The sequence below is a fragment of the Chitinophaga sp. YR573 genome, from assembly GCF_900110995.1.
Lineage (GTDB): Bacteria > Bacteroidota > Bacteroidia > Chitinophagales > Chitinophagaceae > Chitinophaga.
The window spans coordinates 1274277-1292480 of the sequence record NZ_FOJF01000002.1 but is presented as its reverse complement, the minus strand read 5'-3'; the positions used below and the strand labels follow the sequence as shown (position 1 = coordinate 1292480).

Below are 18204 nucleotides of genomic sequence, written 5' to 3'. Positions count from 1 at the left end.
ATCGTTTGCTTAGTGGATTAAAATCTTAAGTTCATGCCAAGGGAAACCGTTCTCACATTCGGATAGCTGGTCCCGTTATTTGTATTCAACTCAGGGTCCCAGAGTTTGAACTTGCTGATGGTAAACAGGTTGATACCCTGCAGGTAGATTGATGAGTTGCGGATACCGACCCTGTTCAGGAATGTGGATGGCAGATTGTAGGCAATCTGAGCTGATTTCAAACGCATGAAGCTCACATCTTTTACCCACCAGGAACTGGCCTGTGTATTATTCTTGTTTTCAGATTCGCCATATGCAAGGCGTGGGTAGAATGCATCCTGACGTGGATTATCTACAGTCCATCTGTCTTCCGCAATAGAATATGCATTGGTTACGCCACCGCCGCCATTGAAAGGAATAATGGCAGAACCCTGCAGCATACGGTCTGCGTTTGAAATACCCTGGAACATCAGCCCGATATTAAAGCCTTTGTAAGCAACGTTAAAACCAAAGCCGTATACTAAAGAAGGCAAATCACCACGACCAATTTTTGTTACATCATAGTTATTGATCAGCCCATCTCCATTTAAATCTTTGTATTTGATATCACCTGGCATTACGGCGTTCTTATCACCTGGAACAGCACTTGCCTTGATTTCTGCATCATCTCTGAATAATCCTTCTGCGACATAACCATAACGGGCCAGTACATTGTTGCCGCGATGTTCCATCCATGGATAGTTCTGCGGAGGGGTATCATCTTCAATTAATACATCTTTTGTATAAGTGATGTTACCACGGAACTGTACATCTACCTGACCGATGCGGGTACTGTATTCAACCGTTGCATCCAGACCTTTGTTATTCACGATACCCAGGTTCGCATACTGCTGATTCTGAAGCCCCATGAAGTCTACATTGGAAGCTCTTTTCAGGAAGATACCGGTACGGTGTTCTTTAAAGAGATCTACGATAACAGACAGGTGATCATTTAAAGTATGGAATTCCATACCAAGGTCCTGTTTGTTAGATACAGACCATTGTACGTTTGTAGCGTATCTGTCTATATTAATACCACCTGTATTGCTGAATGCTTTACCGAAACCGTAAGCATCATTATAAGTACTCAGGTTGGTGATGTAGAGGAATCTTGTACCTGTGCTGCTCAAACCGGAGTTACCATTTGAGTAACGGAATTTCAGGAAGGAAACAGCGTTTTTAAGTGGAGAGAAGAATTTCTCGTTAGATACTATCCAGCCAAAGCCGATAGCAGGGAAGAACCCGAAACGGTTTTGCGGAGCGAATGTTTCAGAACCGTTATAACCGAAGTTGAATTCAGCGAAGTATCTGTCATTATATGAGTAAGCTACTCTTCCTGCGGTACCTAATGATCTTTCAGGAATAGAGCTGATGAAATCACCGGCCAGTGTGTTTGACAGGTCGCTGGAGTAGAATAATGCCAGTGCACCAACACGGTGTTTACCGAAACTTCTGTCGTAGTTAAGGGCTGCTTCTGTGTAGAATTTGCGGGTAGTCTGGCGATCACCGTCATCTTTATCGAAGCTCAGGTAATCATCACCTGTAAATGTTTTGATCAGGTTTAATGATCCATCTGCTTTATAAGGATTCACCTGGTCGGGGAAATAAGTATCTTCTCTTTTAGATCTTGTGATGAAGTTCTGGTTGTAGGTATCAAACGCGAACATGGCAGTAGCGGTTAAGCCTTTAGTCAGGCCGCCCAGGTCCTGTGTAGCCCTGATATTAGAGAAGAGCTGGTTTTTAAACTCGTTGCGGTAGCCTCTGCGGGTCAGGTCCGCGTATGGGTTTCTGAAACCACCATTAGAGGACTGACCGGGAACGAGTCCACCCGGATACATGATCGGATAGGCCACCGGAGGAGCATCCATAGCGCTCTGGAAGATATTAGCGGTGCTGATACCTGGGTAGTTACCATTAGAGAAATATCCCTGTAGACCAACATCCAGTTTAGTCGTTTTAGTGACTTTTAAATTCAGGTTACTGGTGAAGTTATAACGGTTGTATTTGAGGGAAGAGTTATACCTGGCCAGTTCGTCTGTTTTCAGGAAACCGGTTTCGTTGAAGTAACCCAGGGATACATAGTACTGTGCATTTTCCACACCACCGCTGGCGTTTAGGTTAGCACTGCGGGTATGGCCGTATTTATTAAATACTGCGTTCATCCAGTCTACGTTTGGATATAACAAAGGATCTACGCCGTTCTTTGTATTATTGATATACTCCTGAGAGTAAACCGGTGTACGGTTGCGGGTAGTTACAGCTTCATTAGCCAGGTTCATGTAGGAGATACCGTCCAGCATTTCTGGTCTTTTCGTGAAGGTGTTTACGCCTTCATTATAATCGAAATAGATCTGAGGTTTTCCTACTTTCCCACTTTTTGTTCTTACGAGGATTACACCGTTTGCACCACGTACACCATATACGGCAGTACCGGCAGCATCTTTCAGGATGGTGAAGGATTCGATGTCTTCTGCGGAGATGTTATTGATAGAACGTTCTACCCCATCTACGAGGATTAATGGACTGGAGCTGTTACCGTCACCGAAAGTAGAGATACCGCGGATCCAGATATCAGCGCCGCTTTTACCCGGTTCACCGGTACGTTGTACACCTACTACACCGGCTACACGTCCTGCCAGCATGGTGGTGATATCGGCAGCAGGCTGTTTGAATTCAATTGCTCTGATGGTAGACTGAGCGCCTACGAGGCTTACTTTACGCTGCACACCAAAACCTACTACAGCTACTTCGCTGAGTGATTTGCTGGCTACTTTCATCTGAATGCTGAAGGTAGTTTTAGTACCTACTGGCATTTCAATAGTTTCGTAACCGATGAAGCTGAAGGCTAACACAGCCTCCGGAGATTGCACGATGATTTTGAATTTACCATCAGTGGAGGTGGTAGTCATGGTACTTACACCTCTCACGGCTACACTAACGCCGGGCATGCCTTTACCATTTTCATCTACGACAGTACCAGAGATAATGATATCTGCACGTTTGGCTTCCTGTGTTGTGCCGGCAGATAATTTGCTGATGACCACGATGTCATTTACTTCCCGGAAGCCCAGTTGTTTGTTTTGTAATAGTGTCATCAGTACTTTATCCAGGCGTTCGTTGGAGAAAGAGTAATTACCAACGGGATATGAGCTGAGCAGTTGTTTGTCGTAGGCAAAAGTAACTTTCGTGGATTGCTGCAGTTCTCTGATGGCTGATTCCAGTGAACCGCTTTTCAGGTTGATGGTAACAGTTGTTTCTTTCAGGATCTGCCCCTGACCTGCGTATGCAGGTAATAAGGCAGACGTGAAAATAAGTACGATTGCCAGCACTCTCTTTCTGAGTGTTTTGATCAATTTTTTCATACGTAATTCAGGCATTGAGTTGTGAGTGGAATTTCAGCACAGAGGCTTATTTGTAAATCAGAATTTGATTGGTTGTTGCTTTGATTTTGAGCTGATGGATAGCTGCCAGTACTTCTGCTGCCTTTACAGGCTCCATGGCGGTGGACAATTCTGTGGTGTACCTTGTCGCTTTCACTTCCTCCTGGTTGGCGGTGATGGTGATACCGAAGTTTTTCTGCATCATTACGACCATTTCATCAAAAGAGACGTCGTTGAGCAGGAGTTTACCGTGCTGCCATTCCAGGGAGTTCTGGTCGAGGGAGTCGATTTTACCGGTACCTGTTTGTTTATCGTATACCAGGGCCTGGTTTTTTGCCAGGATACCGTATCCATTCACGCTTACCTTACCACTTACTACGCCTACGCTGAGGTTATGCAGCGCTTTATAGGCGGTAATATTAAAAGAGGTACCCAGTACGGTGGTGGTGAGGGGGCCGCTTTGTACGGTAAATGCTTTGCGGGGATCTCCTTTTACGTCGAAGAATACTTCCCCGTCGAGGATGCTGAGGGTCCTTTCAGCGGTGATTCGGATGGTAGAACCGGCGTTAATGGAGAGAATGGTACCATCTGCTAAGGTGACCATCTTCCTTTCCCCTGATCGGGTAATGATTTCGGTGAATTTAGCGGGTTGTTCTCTCAGCAGGAAGTAGGTAAGCCCTGCACTTGCCAGTAGTAAGGCCACCGCAGCTGCCTTTGCGGCAGTACGTAAGTAAAAGGTTTTAGCAACCCTAATTTGCGGATGGATGTGTTGCCACATTTCCTGGCGGAGCTGTTCTTCCTGTTCTTTGCTGAGGTGCAGGTCTTCATTGAAGGAATCATACCATTGGTCTATGACCCCGGATTCTTTTTCCGGTGCCTTTCCCAGCAGGTATTGCCTGAGGAGTTGTTTGATGGTTTTTGCTTGCAACGTGGACTAGTTTATTACCTTATCTCAGAAAAAGGGGTTTGGTACTAGTCGGTTTTAAAATTTATTTAAAATAATACAGAGGATGACCAGGGCCCACTCACCGGGGGTGTTGGTCTGGAGGGAGGTACGGAGTCTTTTAAGTGCTTCAGTTAGTTGATTCTTAACGGTTTGTTCAGAAATATTGAGGATTCTGGCGATATCTGCAATAGAGTGATCATCTTCCCGGCTCATCCGGAAGATTTGTTGCATACGGGCGGGCAACCGGTTTACGGCTGCTTCTATCAGGGCCTTCAGCTCCTTTGTTTCCAATACATCTGTGTGATTATCAAGTACATCAAACAGTTCTGCATTCTTTACTTCGGCGGCATTGAAGGCGTAATGACTGATAACCCTGTATTTAATGGCTGTAAAAAGGTATCTCCCCAGTTCGCCGTCTTTATCAGCGGAAACGGCATTCCTACGTCGCCACAGGCTTAACATGACCTCCTGAACAATGTCTTTGGCTTCGTCTTTATCTACCCGCTGACAAGCTTTGAGATATAATGCTTTCCAGTAACGATCATACAGGATCTCGAATGCAGCAGTGTCGTCCCTTTTTATAGCTTGCAGTAACTCCCCATCACTCATTTCCATATAAATAGAAAATAATGGGTAAAAATAATACTCTCTGTTTAATTTGAGGGGTTAATTTCTGGTGCTGGCTGTTTTGGTAGGTGTTATGACAGCGTAGATTGCCAGATGTTATTGATCATAAATACACTGCATCTGACTGTTTAGTTCTCTGATTTAGCTTTGGAATATGGGTTCAGGATTTGTTTTTCAATTTAACTTCACCTAATATTCACGTCAGATAAGGTGTATTTATTGATCAATAACATCTTGTGCGAAGATTATGTAATTTATAATTTAATTGAGGCAGTACCACTGCTTTTACCAGAGAGCGGGAGTAGTGAAAAATGATTGTGGTGTTTGTCCGGTGAAGGATTTGAACGTCTTTATAAAATGTGCCTGATCGAAATAACCTGCGGAATGAGCCATGTCCGTTAAATTCGTTGCATTGGAATATTGAGCGATGATGTTTTTTAATCTTACTATTCCGGCGAACTGCTTCGGGGATGTACCCGTTATCTTTCTGAATCTCTTTTCAAATGCATCCTGACTGATATACAAATCAGCAGACAAATCTTTTATCCTGAGACCTCCGTTTGCATTTTTTATCTGTTGTATGGCACTGAGAATAAGTGCATCTGAGTTGGGGGATTTTAACCTCGATAAAAGGAAATGCTGTATGATGCTGATCCGTACTTCGTTGTTGTTCTCACTCATCAACTGGTCCTCTATCTGATGCGTATTCATAAAATTATCAAGAGAAATACTACTACCGAACAATTCATGTAAGGGTAAAGGGAAGAATGCGGCCGCCCCTCCTTCTGTGAATACAACCAGTAATGTAGCGGCGTCTTTTGAATAACCTATTAAACGGGGAACATTTCTTAATCCTGTGATGGAGGATGCTGATAAGGTCTCTTTGGCATCCGTGATCTTTCCTCTTAACCTGAAAGCCATTACCAGGGAAGTGTCCGGCAGGATCTTATTCTCCATACCATTATCGCTTTCAATGATCATGAAAGTTTTAATGAATGGCTGTAAAGCTTTAACGGGTATGTACCGGGTTATTTCCATGGCTAATCTCTACAAATTTAATGCTTTTACCGGTGAGATTTGTATTTTGAGCGCGTTATGAAAAAATTCCTCGTACCCATTCTGCAACTGTTGTTTTTAACCAGTTTAGGCCAGGCAGCAAAACATCCTGTCATTTTTAATAAACCCGCTCCGGGATTCTTTGATGGCGCCCTTTTAGGAAACGGAGCCATGGGCGTAGTCGTAACTACCCGGCCAGATGCTATTGTCCTTTATTTCGGACATAATAATGTGTGGGATATACGACTTGCAGAAGAACATAAAGAAGAACTGAAAGACTTTAATTACGTGTTTAATAAGGTGAAACAGATCTCCGATACCCTTACTAATCTTTCTGATGATCCCTGGTATAATCAGTATAACCAGATGTCCGGTGATAACTATCGTAAAAAATACCCAAGACCCTTTCCCTGCGGATCTGTATTGTTAGGCTTTGACGGAAGGAAAGTGCAGTTACTGGGGCATATACTGGATATCTCTAACGGATTATGTACCGTGCGGTTGTTAGTGGACCATAAAGAACTGGAACTAAGGATCTTTACAGAGATGCAATATGATAGACTGCTAATGAAACTGGTGGATAAAGCAGGGCATCCTCAACCTAATATTTTTGAAAGGATTAAAGTAATGCCAGACCCTTCTACTCCGGCGGAGTTTCCTGCTTATACAGTAAAGGAAGATTTACCGGCCGGAGAGCTTTCTTTCAGTCAGGTATTGCCATCTACAGATAATAAAGAGAATAAGGCATTTAAGTTGAGTGTGAAAGTGAATCAGTCATTAGAGAAAACCAGCAGGATTAACTGGAACGGGAATAAGGAAGAGATGAAAACACTGGAGGCCGCGTTGCTGAGAAAAGATGATTTTTCGGCACAGGTGGTATTGCTGGAAGGGAAAGAAGGTGATGTGCTTAAGCAAGTAGAAATAGCCGATTTTAATAGTGCTTTTGAGAAGAATGTAACGGTATGGAATGAGTATTGGAGTAAATCTTCTGTATTGTTAAGTGATAAATTCCTGGAAGAGATCTGGTATCGCAATCTTTACTTTTTTAATTGTGCAGCAAAGGATGGAGTTACTTGTCCGGGTTTATTTGCCAACTGGAGTTATAACAATATCGGTACTGCATGGCATGGGGATTATCATATGAATTATAATACCCAGCAGCCTTTCTGGATGACCTTCAGCAGTAATCATCTGGAAAAAAATCTTCCTTATGTGAATCTGATAGAATCCCTGATGCCTGTTAGCCGTCAATGGGCGAAAGAATATTATGGTTTACCGGGAGCTTACTTCCCCCACTCTGCTTATCCGGTGAAAATGACGATGAACCCTTATCCTGTTCCTGACTGGGGATGGGAAGTATGTGAAACGCCCTGGGCGGTGCAGGGGTTATGGTGGCATTATCTGTATTCCGGGGATACTGCTTTTCTGAGAAACAGGGCTTATCAGCCTGTTAAAGCAGCTGTTGAGTTTTTAACGGCATATATGAAACGGCCGGATGCACATGGTGGTAATCGCTGGGCAGATAAAGACTATCATATCTTCCCTACTATCCCTCCTGAATTATATGGTTTGAGACCAGGGTTTAAATATAACTATGATTGTTCTGTTGATCTCACTTTAACCAAGTTCATTTTTAATGCTTTTAAAGAGGCGGTTACTGTCTTGAAAGTAAATGAACCTTTACTGGCGGATGTAAATGAGATACTCGCACATTTCCCTACTTATCCTACAGCCCGTTCTGCTCAATACGGGGATGTTTATGTATCTGTGCCAGGGGAACATGACAAAGTGGTCTATAATGTCCCTAATGCGCTTATAACTGTATTTCCCGGAGAAGATCATGGGTTGCATTCTGATGATACTACTATGCGGAAGTTAAAGAATACGTTTTATAATCAGCAAAGTGAGGGTGGGAATGCACTTGTATTTATGAACCTGCAGGCGGCAAGAATAGGGATGCTGGATATTGAGCGTTTTAAAAGGCAGGTGCAATATGCGTTGTTACCTAATGGCACAGCTACCGATGTGGTGATGCAGGTGCATGGGCGGTATAATGATCAGACAGATTATATGTATATGTCGCATATGGGCATCTGGTTTGAAAACTTTGCTTTGCCGGCAGTGATTAATGAATGTTTAATGCAGAGTTATACTGGGGTTATACGTTTATTTCCGAACTGGCGTACTGATGGGAGTTTTACAAACCTGCGGGCAGCAGGTGCTTTTTTAGTAAGCGCTGAGCAGATGAATGGGCGGGTTGGTAAAATAAGTATTCTTAGTGAAAAGGGAAATGAGTTAAGGGTGATGATCCCCTGGAAGAAAGGGGCTGTTGTGAATGGTCGAAAGGTAGATACTGCCCTGCTTACATTGAAGACTTCTCCCGGACAAGTGATTACATTATCTGAAAATAGATAATGGCCCATCTTTTGATGCCATATTTACATTGTTCACCTTTAAATTCTATGTAATGGCAAAGTATTCAAAGAAAAGCAGTGAAAAAGTTGAAGAGGTCATGAAAGAAATGAAGGCGGGGAAACTTAGAAGCGGTCGCAGCGGGAAGAAGGTAACGAACCCGAAACAGGCAATTGCGATAGCGTTGTCTGAAGCGAGAGCTGAGGGTGATAAGGTACCGAAGAAAGCGGTGCCTAAGAAGATGGTGGCGGCTAAAAAGGCTACTACGAAGAAAGCTGCGCCTAAAAAGAAAGCAGCTACCCGGAAAAAAACAACTAAATAACATATCGGCAGTAACGCATTGTTGCTGCCTTCATTTTATCTTCTTATAAGCATCCTCAAAAAAACGGATTGTTCCAGCTTCATCCGGCCAGGCTATCTGATATAATACAAACACAGATACTGGCTCGTTGAGGTGCATTATTACAGGTTTCCCCGACGGAGCTATACAGGTAGCTGCCAGTTCATTTATTTCATCTGTCCTCCCGGGTAACACCGCTTTTGCCAATGCGATTGCTTTCTCTACCCTCATACATCCATGACTGAAATAACGTTTATTATAGGCAAAGAAGTTTTTCCAGGGGGTATCATGAAGATATACATCATAGGGATTGTAAAAATTAAGTTTCATAATACCCAGGGAATTATCGCAACCATTCACCTGCCGGATCGTGTATGGAAAATTTTTAGTATTCAGCGTCTTCCAGTTAATCTTATAAGGATCCAGTATATTGCCCCTCTTGTCTAACACCTGATAATTACCTGCTTCCAGGTAAGGAATATTGTTTCTGATAGCAGGTAATAACTCCCTGGTGGCGATTTTATAAGGTACTGTCCAGTAAGGGAACATCACAAGTTCCGTGATTTTGCTGGATAAAACCGGTGTAGGAGTCGTTGGTTTTCCTACCACCATACGGGAGCTCAACAATATGCTGTCCCCAGCATACATGAAAAGGTTAGCCGAAGGAATATTTACAACAACCATCTTTTTTGATTGCCTGTAGCAATTTAGCCAACGGAATATATTAAGAGAAGATTGCAGTTCTTTTATTCTTTCTCCCAGTGGAATATTGAGTGCATTTAATACATTCGGCCGCAGTCCGCCATCTTCATAAAATTCAAACATATACTGTGCTTTGCGCAATTGTGCTCTCATTACTTTTTCAGGCAAGTGATAGTCTAATGAATCCAGGTGTCCTAACTGGTAAAGTTTTTCTGTTAAAGGATGATTGGTGCTGTCTACAAGATAGGATACTATTATTCCGGGATGTAATGTAGTATCTGACAGTTTAAGTAAATACTGTATTATTTTCTTTTTGATGTTTATATATTCAGGGATATCTGGCTCTATTTCTTTTAATAATTTATTGAAGGTCTTTTCTTCTAGTGCATGGTAAAACTTCCCGGAGATATTTATACAGGCAGGCACCTCATTAATACCATTGAATTCGAGACGAGGTATAGTGTTACCATAAGCGACATCATGGAAAAACTGAATAGCAGATAAGGTGATCGATTTATCCGTATTAATAGAATCTTCTGTAAGCGGCTTTTCATCCAGCGACTGCAGGAGATCAAAATTATAAGCATTTTTATCCAACCCTAATGAGTCACATTGTTCCAGATACTGTAAAAGGATATGACGGTTTGCCTTACATTGTTCCGGCAGCCAAAGCATTTTGCTCTGGGCATAGCTATTAAATGCAGCAGATAAAAACAACCATAATATGAATATATATTTCATTAAATGTAATTATTGATCTTCTACAGATAACGTAATTAAAAAGATTTTCATAACAAAGGAACATCTAATACTAAAAGGATTCAATGAGCATTATCATCAGGAAAGCTGATCCCAATCAATGGCTTACTAATAATATGATCATTGTATAGCGTAGAAGCTGGTGGTAATTTTGCCATATAAACCCACTTAATATGAAAAAGATATTATTATCCTTCGATGGCAATCACTTTTCAGAAACGGCTTTTGCATTTGCCAGGAATATGAATGCATATGAGCCCATCCTGCTGACTGGTGTATTTCTTCCACCTGCAGATTTTACAGGCGCCCAGAGTTATGCTTATATTGGCAGCGCTGCGTACCTTATTCCAATAGTAGAGAACAGGGATCCGGAACTTACACAAGAAAGTATAGATAAATTTGAAGATCAATGTCTGAAAAATGGAATAGAATTCCGTGTTCATCTGGATAACTCTTCGTCTGCACTACAGGAATTAAAAAAGGAAAGCCGCTTTGCTGATCTGATGATCATTGGCAGTGAGAGATTTTACGAAAACCTTGGACAGGAAACGCCCAATGAATACCTGAAGGATGCATTACATGATACTGAATGCCCTGTTATTGTTACCCCCGAAAATGTAGTATTCCCGGAAAGCGTTGTACTGGCTTATGATGGCAGTAAATCATCTGTATATGCTATAAAGAGTTTTGCCGCTTTATTCCCCCAATTATGCCATAAAAAAACAATCCTTCTCTATGCAGAACATACACCAGGGGAAGGTATTCCGCAGGAAAAACTCATCAGGGAACTTGCGGCCAATCATTTCAGTAATATCAGTTTTCATGAGATGGATGCAGATCCTAAAAAATATCTGAATACCTGGCTGAGTGATATTGAAAACCCCATCCTGGTTTCCGGGGCCTATGGCAGGTCTGGGTTATCACAGATCTTCCGTCAGAGTTTTATCACCAATGTAATGGCAAATCATAGTGTACCTGTATTTATTGCGCACTGTTAATTTTTTCCAGGTAGGGGCTGGCTAAGCTTTTTTCAGTCAGCCCTCCTGTTTTGGCCGGAAAATTCAATAATGAATGTGGTGCCTTTTCCCAGTTCGCTTTCGACTGTAATAGTACCGGCCATCAGTTCCACATATTTCCCAATGATATGTAATCCCAGTCCTGTGCCCTGGATATAAGAAACATTTGCGGCCCGGAAGAACCGTTCAAACAGTTGAGGTTGATCTTCGGCGGGGATACCCATTCCATGATCTTTTACTTTCAATGTCAGCAACCCGTTTTCATATTTTGTACTGATAAGGATGCTGCTTTCTTCCGGTGAGAATTTGATGGCATTGGATATCAGATTAGTAATAATATGTCTTAACAGGGATGGATCCAGTTCTATTTCCGCCTCACCTTCATGCATATATGTGACTATCTGTTTATGCTTTACCAGGTTATTCATCTCCTCAATAATATTGCTCAGATATTTGCAGATATCAAAAACAACATACCTCACTTCTACCCTTCCTTCCTCAATTTTTCCTACAGACAGAAAATCGTTCAGGATATCCGTGAGAAGATTTACAGATGCACTTATTTTTTTCAAATGCTTTTCCTGTTGTTGCAGATCGCCACTTTGGGCATATTTTGAAATCAGAAAAGTAGAGGAAAGAATAGCGCTAAGAGGTGTGCGGAATTCATGAGAAGCCAGGGTAACAAACCTGGATTTTAGTTCATTCAGTTGCTTTTCTTTATCCAATGCGATGAGCAATTCCTGATCCTTTTCTTCTATTTCACGCATTTGTTCTTCAAGCTGCAATACAATCTGATTGAGGGAGGAGGTTCGTTCTTCTACTTTTTCTTCCAACTCAGCATTCAATTTCTTCAGATTATCTTCTGCTGCTTTGCGGTTAGAAATATCGCTGACAAAAGCGATTACATAATGTCTGTCTCCTGAGGTATAGGGGCCCAGGCTCACTTCCACCGGAAATTCTGTCCCATCACTGCGGGTACCAAAAAGGTTGAGCCCCGCTCCCATTACACGGCTACGCGGATGGTGCTGGAAATCTGTACGGTGATGCACATGTTTTTCCCTGAATCTCGATGGCATCAGTAATTCCACATGTTTGCCAATAATCTCTTCTGCAGAATAATCAAACAGGTTCAGGAGGAAAGAATTTGCCTGCAGGATCCTGCTTTCCTCGTCAGTGATAATTATACCAATTGATGCTCCATTAAATAATGCATCAAAACCGATTTCTTTTGAAGCTTCAAAATCTTTCATAATTAGTATTTAGTATTTAAGACCCAGCCGGCATTATGATCAAAACATACTAAAAATCTATATGTTATTTATAAATATAGCATTTTCTGAACTGCCATCATTGTACATGCTAATATTTATACGTTCTGTCAATGACCAGGATCATTGATCTGTTTAACGAACTGATACATCTTTGTACTGTTTACAAAATACCACAGTTATGAACCAGATTATCACCATCACATTCAATCCCGCTATCGACAAAAGCACTACTATCCGGTCACTTTTGCCTGAGAGAAAATTAGCCTGTACCACCCCTGTATTTGAACCTGGAGGTGGAGGCATTAATGTGGCAAGAGCTATTAAAAAACTGGGCGGACAGGCTACCGCGATTTATCTCTCAGGAGGATATACCGGAAAGTACCTTTCTCAACTTATAGAGAAAGAGGGTATTCTTTCCATTAACATTCCGATAAAAGAGCATACCCGGGAAAATCTGGTGGTAAGGGATACGTCAACCAACCAACAATACCGCTTCGGAATGCCTGGTCCGGAGGTTACTGAAGCCGAATGGAAACCCTGTCTGGACTTGTTAAAAAAGTGTACCCCTGATACATTTATCATAGTAAGTGGCAGTCTCCCTCCTGGTATGCCCTCATCTGTTATGGGAGAGATCGCAGCAATAGCAAAACAGCAGGACGCCAAATTAGTAGTTGACTCATCCGGTGACGCTATAAAGCAAGCGTTGAAAGGGGGCGTATATCTGCTGAAACCGAATCTGGCAGAATTAACCGCTTTAACAGGTTGTGATAATTTAATGGAAGATGAAATTGCGGCAGCAGCACGTTCGATTATAAGAAGGCGGCAAAGCACAGCAGTTGTAGTATCACTTGGTGCATCAGGAGCACTCCTTGTTACCTCAGATGAACAGGTATTGGTACCCGCTCCCGTGGTGAAAAGTATAAGTACGGTCGGGGCTGGCGACAGTATGCTTGCCGGTATGGTGTTGAAGTTAGCCAATGGTGCAGGTTTCCTTTCAGCCACCAGATATGGGGTTGCCTGCGGAACGGCAGCCACTTTAAATCCCGGCACTGCACTTTGCCGGAAAGAAGATGTTGACAAGCTGTACCAACTGGTCCTCAATAATGCGGCAGTAACAATGAGTACCTGGTGATAAAAATCAGCACAAGATTTGAGGAGAATCATCTTTGCCGGTTTTTCATTGATACAGATCATTACTATCAGTGACCCAACTCATCGGAATAACGCAGTTCACAGTATATTTTTGTTAACATAAAATCCCCTATTATGGAAAAGATACTTTTTGTAACTGATGCGATAAAGTTAAATACAAAGATGCTCGATTTCGCCGCATTTCTTTGTAATCTCTCCAAGTCTAAACTAACAGGTATATTCCTGGAAAACCAGGAAAATGAGCTCCGCTCTGCAGATATGATCACGCAATCTGCGGCGATGTGTGGCACCAGCATAACTGATGATATCAGTATGGTTAAAGAACATTGCTGTAAAGATAATATTGAGCAATTTCAGGAAGCCTGTGAAAGAAGAGGGATTGGTTGTACCGTGCATCGGGACCGCGGAAATCCTTTACAGGAAATTATCAGAGAAAGCCGTTATGCAGATCTGCTTCTTTTAGACGGGGAAACATCTTTTCTACCTGAACAGGAAGCGATCCCAACAAGTTTTGTAAAGTCGGTGCTGGCTGATGCGGAATGCCCTGTTATCATTTTACCAGTTGCCTTTGAAGGCATAGAACAACTGGTATTCACTCTTGACGGACATCCTTCATCCATCTTTGCGATTAAGCAGTTCACTTATCTGCTCCCTCAGCTGAACGAACAACGTACGGTTGTAGTTAGTATCAACGAGGAAGAAACGATCCCTGACCCGGAAGATCGTTATAAACTAAAAGAATGGCTGCATATGCATTATAAGAATATTGAGTTCGTTTCATCTCCGGGAAATGTAAAAATAGGCTTACTGGAGCTTGTATTACAGCGTTCAAAGGCATTTATAGTAATGGGAGCATACGGCAGGAATAAGCTCTCTAATTTCCTGCATCCGAGCCATGCTGATCCGGTACTCAGGACTACCAGTCAGCCAGTGTTTATTGCTCATCAATAACAGAAATAATGATCATCAACAAAGTAGCAGCAGGTTTAGGCCCCGAACAGGTCCTGAAACTCCAGGAACGTTATGGCAAGAATATTTTTCGGGAAAAGCATACGAGGAAAATTCCTCTTATCATTCTTGGTGTAGTACGCGAGCCAATGTTTCTGCTACTGGTAGCTGCATGTTTTATTTATTTCATACTGGGGGATATCGCGGAGGGTGTTACTATGCTTTCTGCCATGTTGCTGGTATCTGCTATCTCTGTATACCAGGAAGCAAAAAGCAGCCGTGCGCTGGAAGCACTGAAGGTATATACCACACCCAAGGCAATAGTGATACGGAATGCCAGGGAAGAAATAGTTAACACAGAAGACCTGGTACCCGGAGATATATTGTTGCTGGCAGAAGGGGACCTGATTCCTGCAGATGCGGAGATCATTACCGCTAATGACCTTACCATAAATGAATCCATCATGACCGGAGAGGCCATGCCTGTTGCTAAGGATACAGGGCTTTTGTACCAGGGAACGCTGATCAATACCGGTAAATGTGTCAGCAGGGTAACGGCTACCGGCAACAGCACAGCTCTTGGGATGCTGGGCAAAGCCATTAGTACGAATGAAATGCCCAAGACCCATTTACAAATGCAGATGGGGCATACTGTTACCAGACTATCTATATTCGGTATCACTGCCTTTGTCATTATTTGCGGACTTAACTTTATAAAAACCCAGGATATCACCGGTAGTATACTACTGGGATTAACACTTGCAATGGCTGCTATACCGGAAGAGATCCCGGTAGCCTTTTCTTCTTTTATGGCATTGGGGGCTTATTATATGGCAGGCAAAGGCATCATTTCACGGCAACCACAAACAATTGAAAACCTGGGTGGGGTAAGTACACTTTGCCTGGATAAAACGGGTACCATTACTGAAAACAGGATGAAAGTAGTGATGATTTATGATCATCACAGCGGAGAGTTGACTGATAAAGGCCCTGTTTTATATTATGCGGCACTGGCCAGTGAGAAACATCCGTTCGACAGTATGGAAAAGGCGATCCTTGAGGCATTCAACTCTCAGGATGCCAGTGGAAATACATTACCGGCAATGGTCCATGAGTATCCGCTGGAAGGCAGGCCGCCCATGATGACACATGTATATGCAGCTGACACTGGTTTCATGGTTACCGCTAAAGGTGCACCAGAGCGAATTATGAGGGTTTGTAAGCTGGATACGGCAACGGTTGAAAAGATACATATACATATTCAAGCAATGGCGACCAAGGGCTACCGGGTACTTGGTGTAGCCAGTGCCATACATGAAGGTCCTTTTCCGGAAAACCAGGATAACTTTAACTGGCATTTTGAAGGATTACTTAGTCTGTATGACCCGCCGAAAACTAATGCCGCCGACACCATCAGACAATTGTATGCGGCTGGGATTGAGGTGAAACTGATAACCGGGGATTATCCTGAAACGGCGATAAATATTGCTGAAAAAACAGGGTTTAATAATTATCGCCAATATACTACCGGCCAGGAAATAATGGAAATGACAGATGATGTACTTTATAAAACAATCGGGGATATTTCGATATTTGCACGCATGTTCCCGGAGGCAAAGCTGCGGGTAATAGAAGCACTGAAAAATAACGGGGATACGGTGGCCATGACCGGAGACGGCGTAAATGACGGATTAGCGTTGAAAGCAGCAGATATAGGTATTGCGATGGGTAAGAAAGGTACTGAAATAGCAAGGCTGGCATCAGATCTGGTAATTATAGATGACAATCTGGAGAAAATACCTGAGTCAATTATGCAGGGCAGAAAGATCTATAACAATCTTAAAAAGGCCATCCGTTATATCATTTCCATTCATATCCCTATTATACTAACGGCTACTCTTCCCCCATTGCTTGGCTGGAAATATCCCAATATCTTCTCTCCTATTCATATTATTTTCCTGGAACTCATTATGGGTCCCACCTGTTCTCTTTTCTATGAAAAAGAACCTGTAGAATATAACCTGATGCGGCTGCCTCCAAGAAAAACAAGCAGAAGTCTGTTTAATTCAAATGAAATGATTATCAGTATTGTACAAGGGTTGATCATTGCAGCCGGAGTGCTTACTTTATACAATATGTTTATGAAGTATTATTCGCTGGAAGAGACACGTACCCTTGTATTCACCTCGCTTCTTTTCAGTAATATTTTTCTCACATTTACAAACCGGTCCTTTACTGAGAATTTTACAAAAACGATGAAGTACCATAACCCGTTGGCCCCAGTGATCATTGCTGCGTCACTGGTATTTATAGCGATCATACTGTTCGTACCAGCTATCCGTGCATTATTCGGATTAGCGGAGATTTCTCCTTCTCTATTCTTTCTTTGTCTTGTAACTGGATTTGTAACTGTGGCATGGTTCGAAGTATATAAAACCAATCTGCCCGTAGCCGGTTAGTTTAGCATACCCGCTATCCTTTTACTATCTGTAATGAAGATCTCTCCATCTTTAATAGCTATTAATTTTTCATCTCTGAAGTCGCCCAATGTACGGATGAGGGATTCTTTTGCGACACCTGCAATGGCTGCCAGGTTATCACGACTAATATCGATACTGAATTTTTCGTTGTTTGCCTGGTTATATTTTCTGGTGATAAACATGAGCGCATCGGCTACTTTCTTCCGTAATGAACTATAAGCAATATTCAGGAGTTGTACTTCCTTTTCTACAACATTGCTGGCAAGGAGTTGTACAAATTTCTGTAAAACCTGCACATTACTATGGGTTAACTCTTCAAAATCCTTGCGTGGAATGATAGCCAGTTCTGTTTCTTCTATTGCATCTGCATTCTCTTTATAAACACTATTTTCCAGTAAAGGAATATATCCTATAAAATCCCCTTCTTTATATATTGCAGTGATCAGTTCTTTTCCATCATTATTACGACGATAAGTTTTTACTTTACCTTTTACGATAAAATAAAGACAACTCGGGTGATTACCTTCCGTGTATACAGATTGTTTCTTTTTATAATAATTAACATTACGTTCTTCTTTTAATGTATGGAGGGCTTCCTTTCCGGATGTGGCAGATAACAGTACCTGCATACCATCAATGCCTGCTGATGCATCTTTCTTTAATAAGGCAGATTTCTTTAGCCTGCATTCAATGGCATTTAGCAAATCGGTTGCATCAAATGGTTTTGTAATGTAATCATCCGCCCCCACGTCCATTCCTTTTCTCATATCTGCCCGTTCTGCCTTTGCCGTTAAAAAAATAAACGGGATGTTACTGAGATGTTCTTTCTTATGTAACAGGTGAATAACGCCATAGCCATCCAATACCGGCATTGTAATATCACAAACAATAAGATCAGGATGTTCTTCTTCTGCCAGTTGTACACCGATTTTACCATCGGGTGCTGTCAGGACTTTATAATTCGCCATTTCCAGAATTTCAGCTGTATTCTCACGGATATCTTTATTATCTTCTATGAGTAAAATAGTGGGCATATAAAGAAGATTTAGGTATTAAGTGTCTTTTAGTAATTCGGAGTCATTAACAATAAATTACAG

13 protein-coding genes are annotated in these 18204 nt (G+C 42.1%); 6 read left to right on the top strand and 7 right to left on the bottom strand.

The genetic code is table 11. The features are described 5' to 3' along the window. Window positions 1-17: 17 nt before the first annotated feature. The 4 genes from BMW86_RS25085 to BMW86_RS25070 all read right to left on the bottom strand — a co-directional run bounded on the left by BMW86_RS25085 (window position 18) and on the right by BMW86_RS25070 (window position 6009). Window positions 18-3380, bottom strand: a complete 3363-nt coding sequence (locus BMW86_RS25085) for a SusC/RagA family TonB-linked outer membrane protein (protein WP_255373001.1) — start codon at window positions 3378-3380, stop codon at window positions 18-20. A gap of 46 nt (window positions 3381-3426) precedes the next feature. Next, window positions 3427-4326: a FecR family protein gene (locus tag BMW86_RS25080; protein WP_089785167.1), complete on the bottom strand. Its 900-nt coding sequence runs from the start codon at window positions 4324-4326 to the stop codon at window positions 3427-3429. A gap of 54 nt (window positions 4327-4380) precedes the next feature. Further along, window positions 4381-4959: an RNA polymerase sigma factor gene (locus tag BMW86_RS25075; RefSeq protein WP_089785164.1), complete on the bottom strand. Its 579-nt coding sequence runs from the start codon at window positions 4957-4959 to the stop codon at window positions 4381-4383. 297 nt (window positions 4960-5256) lie between these two features. Further along, complete coding sequence (locus BMW86_RS25070) at window positions 5257-6009, bottom strand: helix-turn-helix transcriptional regulator (protein WP_089785161.1); 753 nt, start codon at window positions 6007-6009, stop codon at window positions 5257-5259. 57 nt (window positions 6010-6066) lie between these two features. Between BMW86_RS25070 and BMW86_RS25065 the strand changes: the two genes are divergently transcribed. Together BMW86_RS25065 and BMW86_RS25060 are read left to right on the top strand one after the other, a co-directional pair. Beyond that, on the top strand, window positions 6067-8442 hold the full coding sequence (locus tag BMW86_RS25065) for a glycosyl hydrolase family 95 catalytic domain-containing protein (RefSeq protein WP_089785157.1): 2376 nt from the start codon (window positions 6067-6069) through the stop codon (window positions 8440-8442). A 52-nt stretch (window positions 8443-8494) separates the two neighbouring features. Then, entirely contained in the window at window positions 8495-8761 is a 267-nt protein-coding gene (locus tag BMW86_RS25060; RefSeq protein ID WP_089785155.1) for a DUF6496 domain-containing protein, read from the top strand. A 30-nt stretch (window positions 8762-8791) separates the two neighbouring features. Here the strand turns inward: BMW86_RS25060 and BMW86_RS25055 are convergent, their stop codons facing one another. Then, window positions 8792-10222, bottom strand: a complete 1431-nt coding sequence (locus tag BMW86_RS25055) for a L,D-transpeptidase family protein (protein WP_089785153.1) — start codon at window positions 10220-10222, stop codon at window positions 8792-8794. Between the two features lie 191 nt (window positions 10223-10413). Between BMW86_RS25055 and BMW86_RS25050 the strand changes: the two genes are divergently transcribed. Continuing rightward, window positions 10414-11238, top strand: coding sequence for a universal stress protein (locus BMW86_RS25050; protein WP_089785151.1), 825 nt, complete (start codon window positions 10414-10416; stop codon window positions 11236-11238). 32 nt (window positions 11239-11270) lie between these two features. Here BMW86_RS25050 and BMW86_RS25045 read toward each other — a convergent pair whose 3' ends face one another. Continuing rightward, the gene (locus BMW86_RS25045) at window positions 11271-12506 is read right to left on the bottom strand and encodes a PAS domain-containing sensor histidine kinase (protein ID WP_089785148.1); all 1236 of its coding nucleotides are present in this window, start codon (window positions 12504-12506) and stop codon (window positions 11271-11273) included. A gap of 199 nt (window positions 12507-12705) precedes the next feature. Here BMW86_RS25045 and BMW86_RS25040 point away from each other — a divergent pair, with 199 nt between their 5' ends. From BMW86_RS25040 to BMW86_RS25030, 3 genes are all read left to right on the top strand, one after another. Beyond that, window positions 12706-13659, top strand: a complete 954-nt coding sequence (locus BMW86_RS25040) for a 1-phosphofructokinase family hexose kinase (RefSeq protein ID WP_089785146.1) — start codon at window positions 12706-12708, stop codon at window positions 13657-13659. Between the two features lie 134 nt (window positions 13660-13793). Next, window positions 13794-14630 (top strand): universal stress protein, encoded by an 837-nt coding sequence (locus BMW86_RS25035; RefSeq protein ID WP_089785144.1) that lies wholly within the window; start codon window positions 13794-13796, stop codon window positions 14628-14630. An 8-nt stretch (window positions 14631-14638) separates the two neighbouring features. Further along, window positions 14639-17086: a cation-translocating P-type ATPase gene (locus tag BMW86_RS25030; RefSeq protein WP_089785140.1), complete on the top strand. Its 2448-nt coding sequence runs from the start codon at window positions 14639-14641 to the stop codon at window positions 17084-17086. Here BMW86_RS25030 and BMW86_RS25025 read toward each other — a convergent pair. Further along, on the bottom strand, window positions 17083-18141 hold the full coding sequence (locus tag BMW86_RS25025) for a response regulator (protein WP_089785138.1): 1059 nt from the start codon (window positions 18139-18141) through the stop codon (window positions 17083-17085). The genes BMW86_RS25030 and BMW86_RS25025 overlap by 4 nt on opposite strands. Between the last annotated feature and the right edge of the window lie 63 nt (window positions 18142-18204).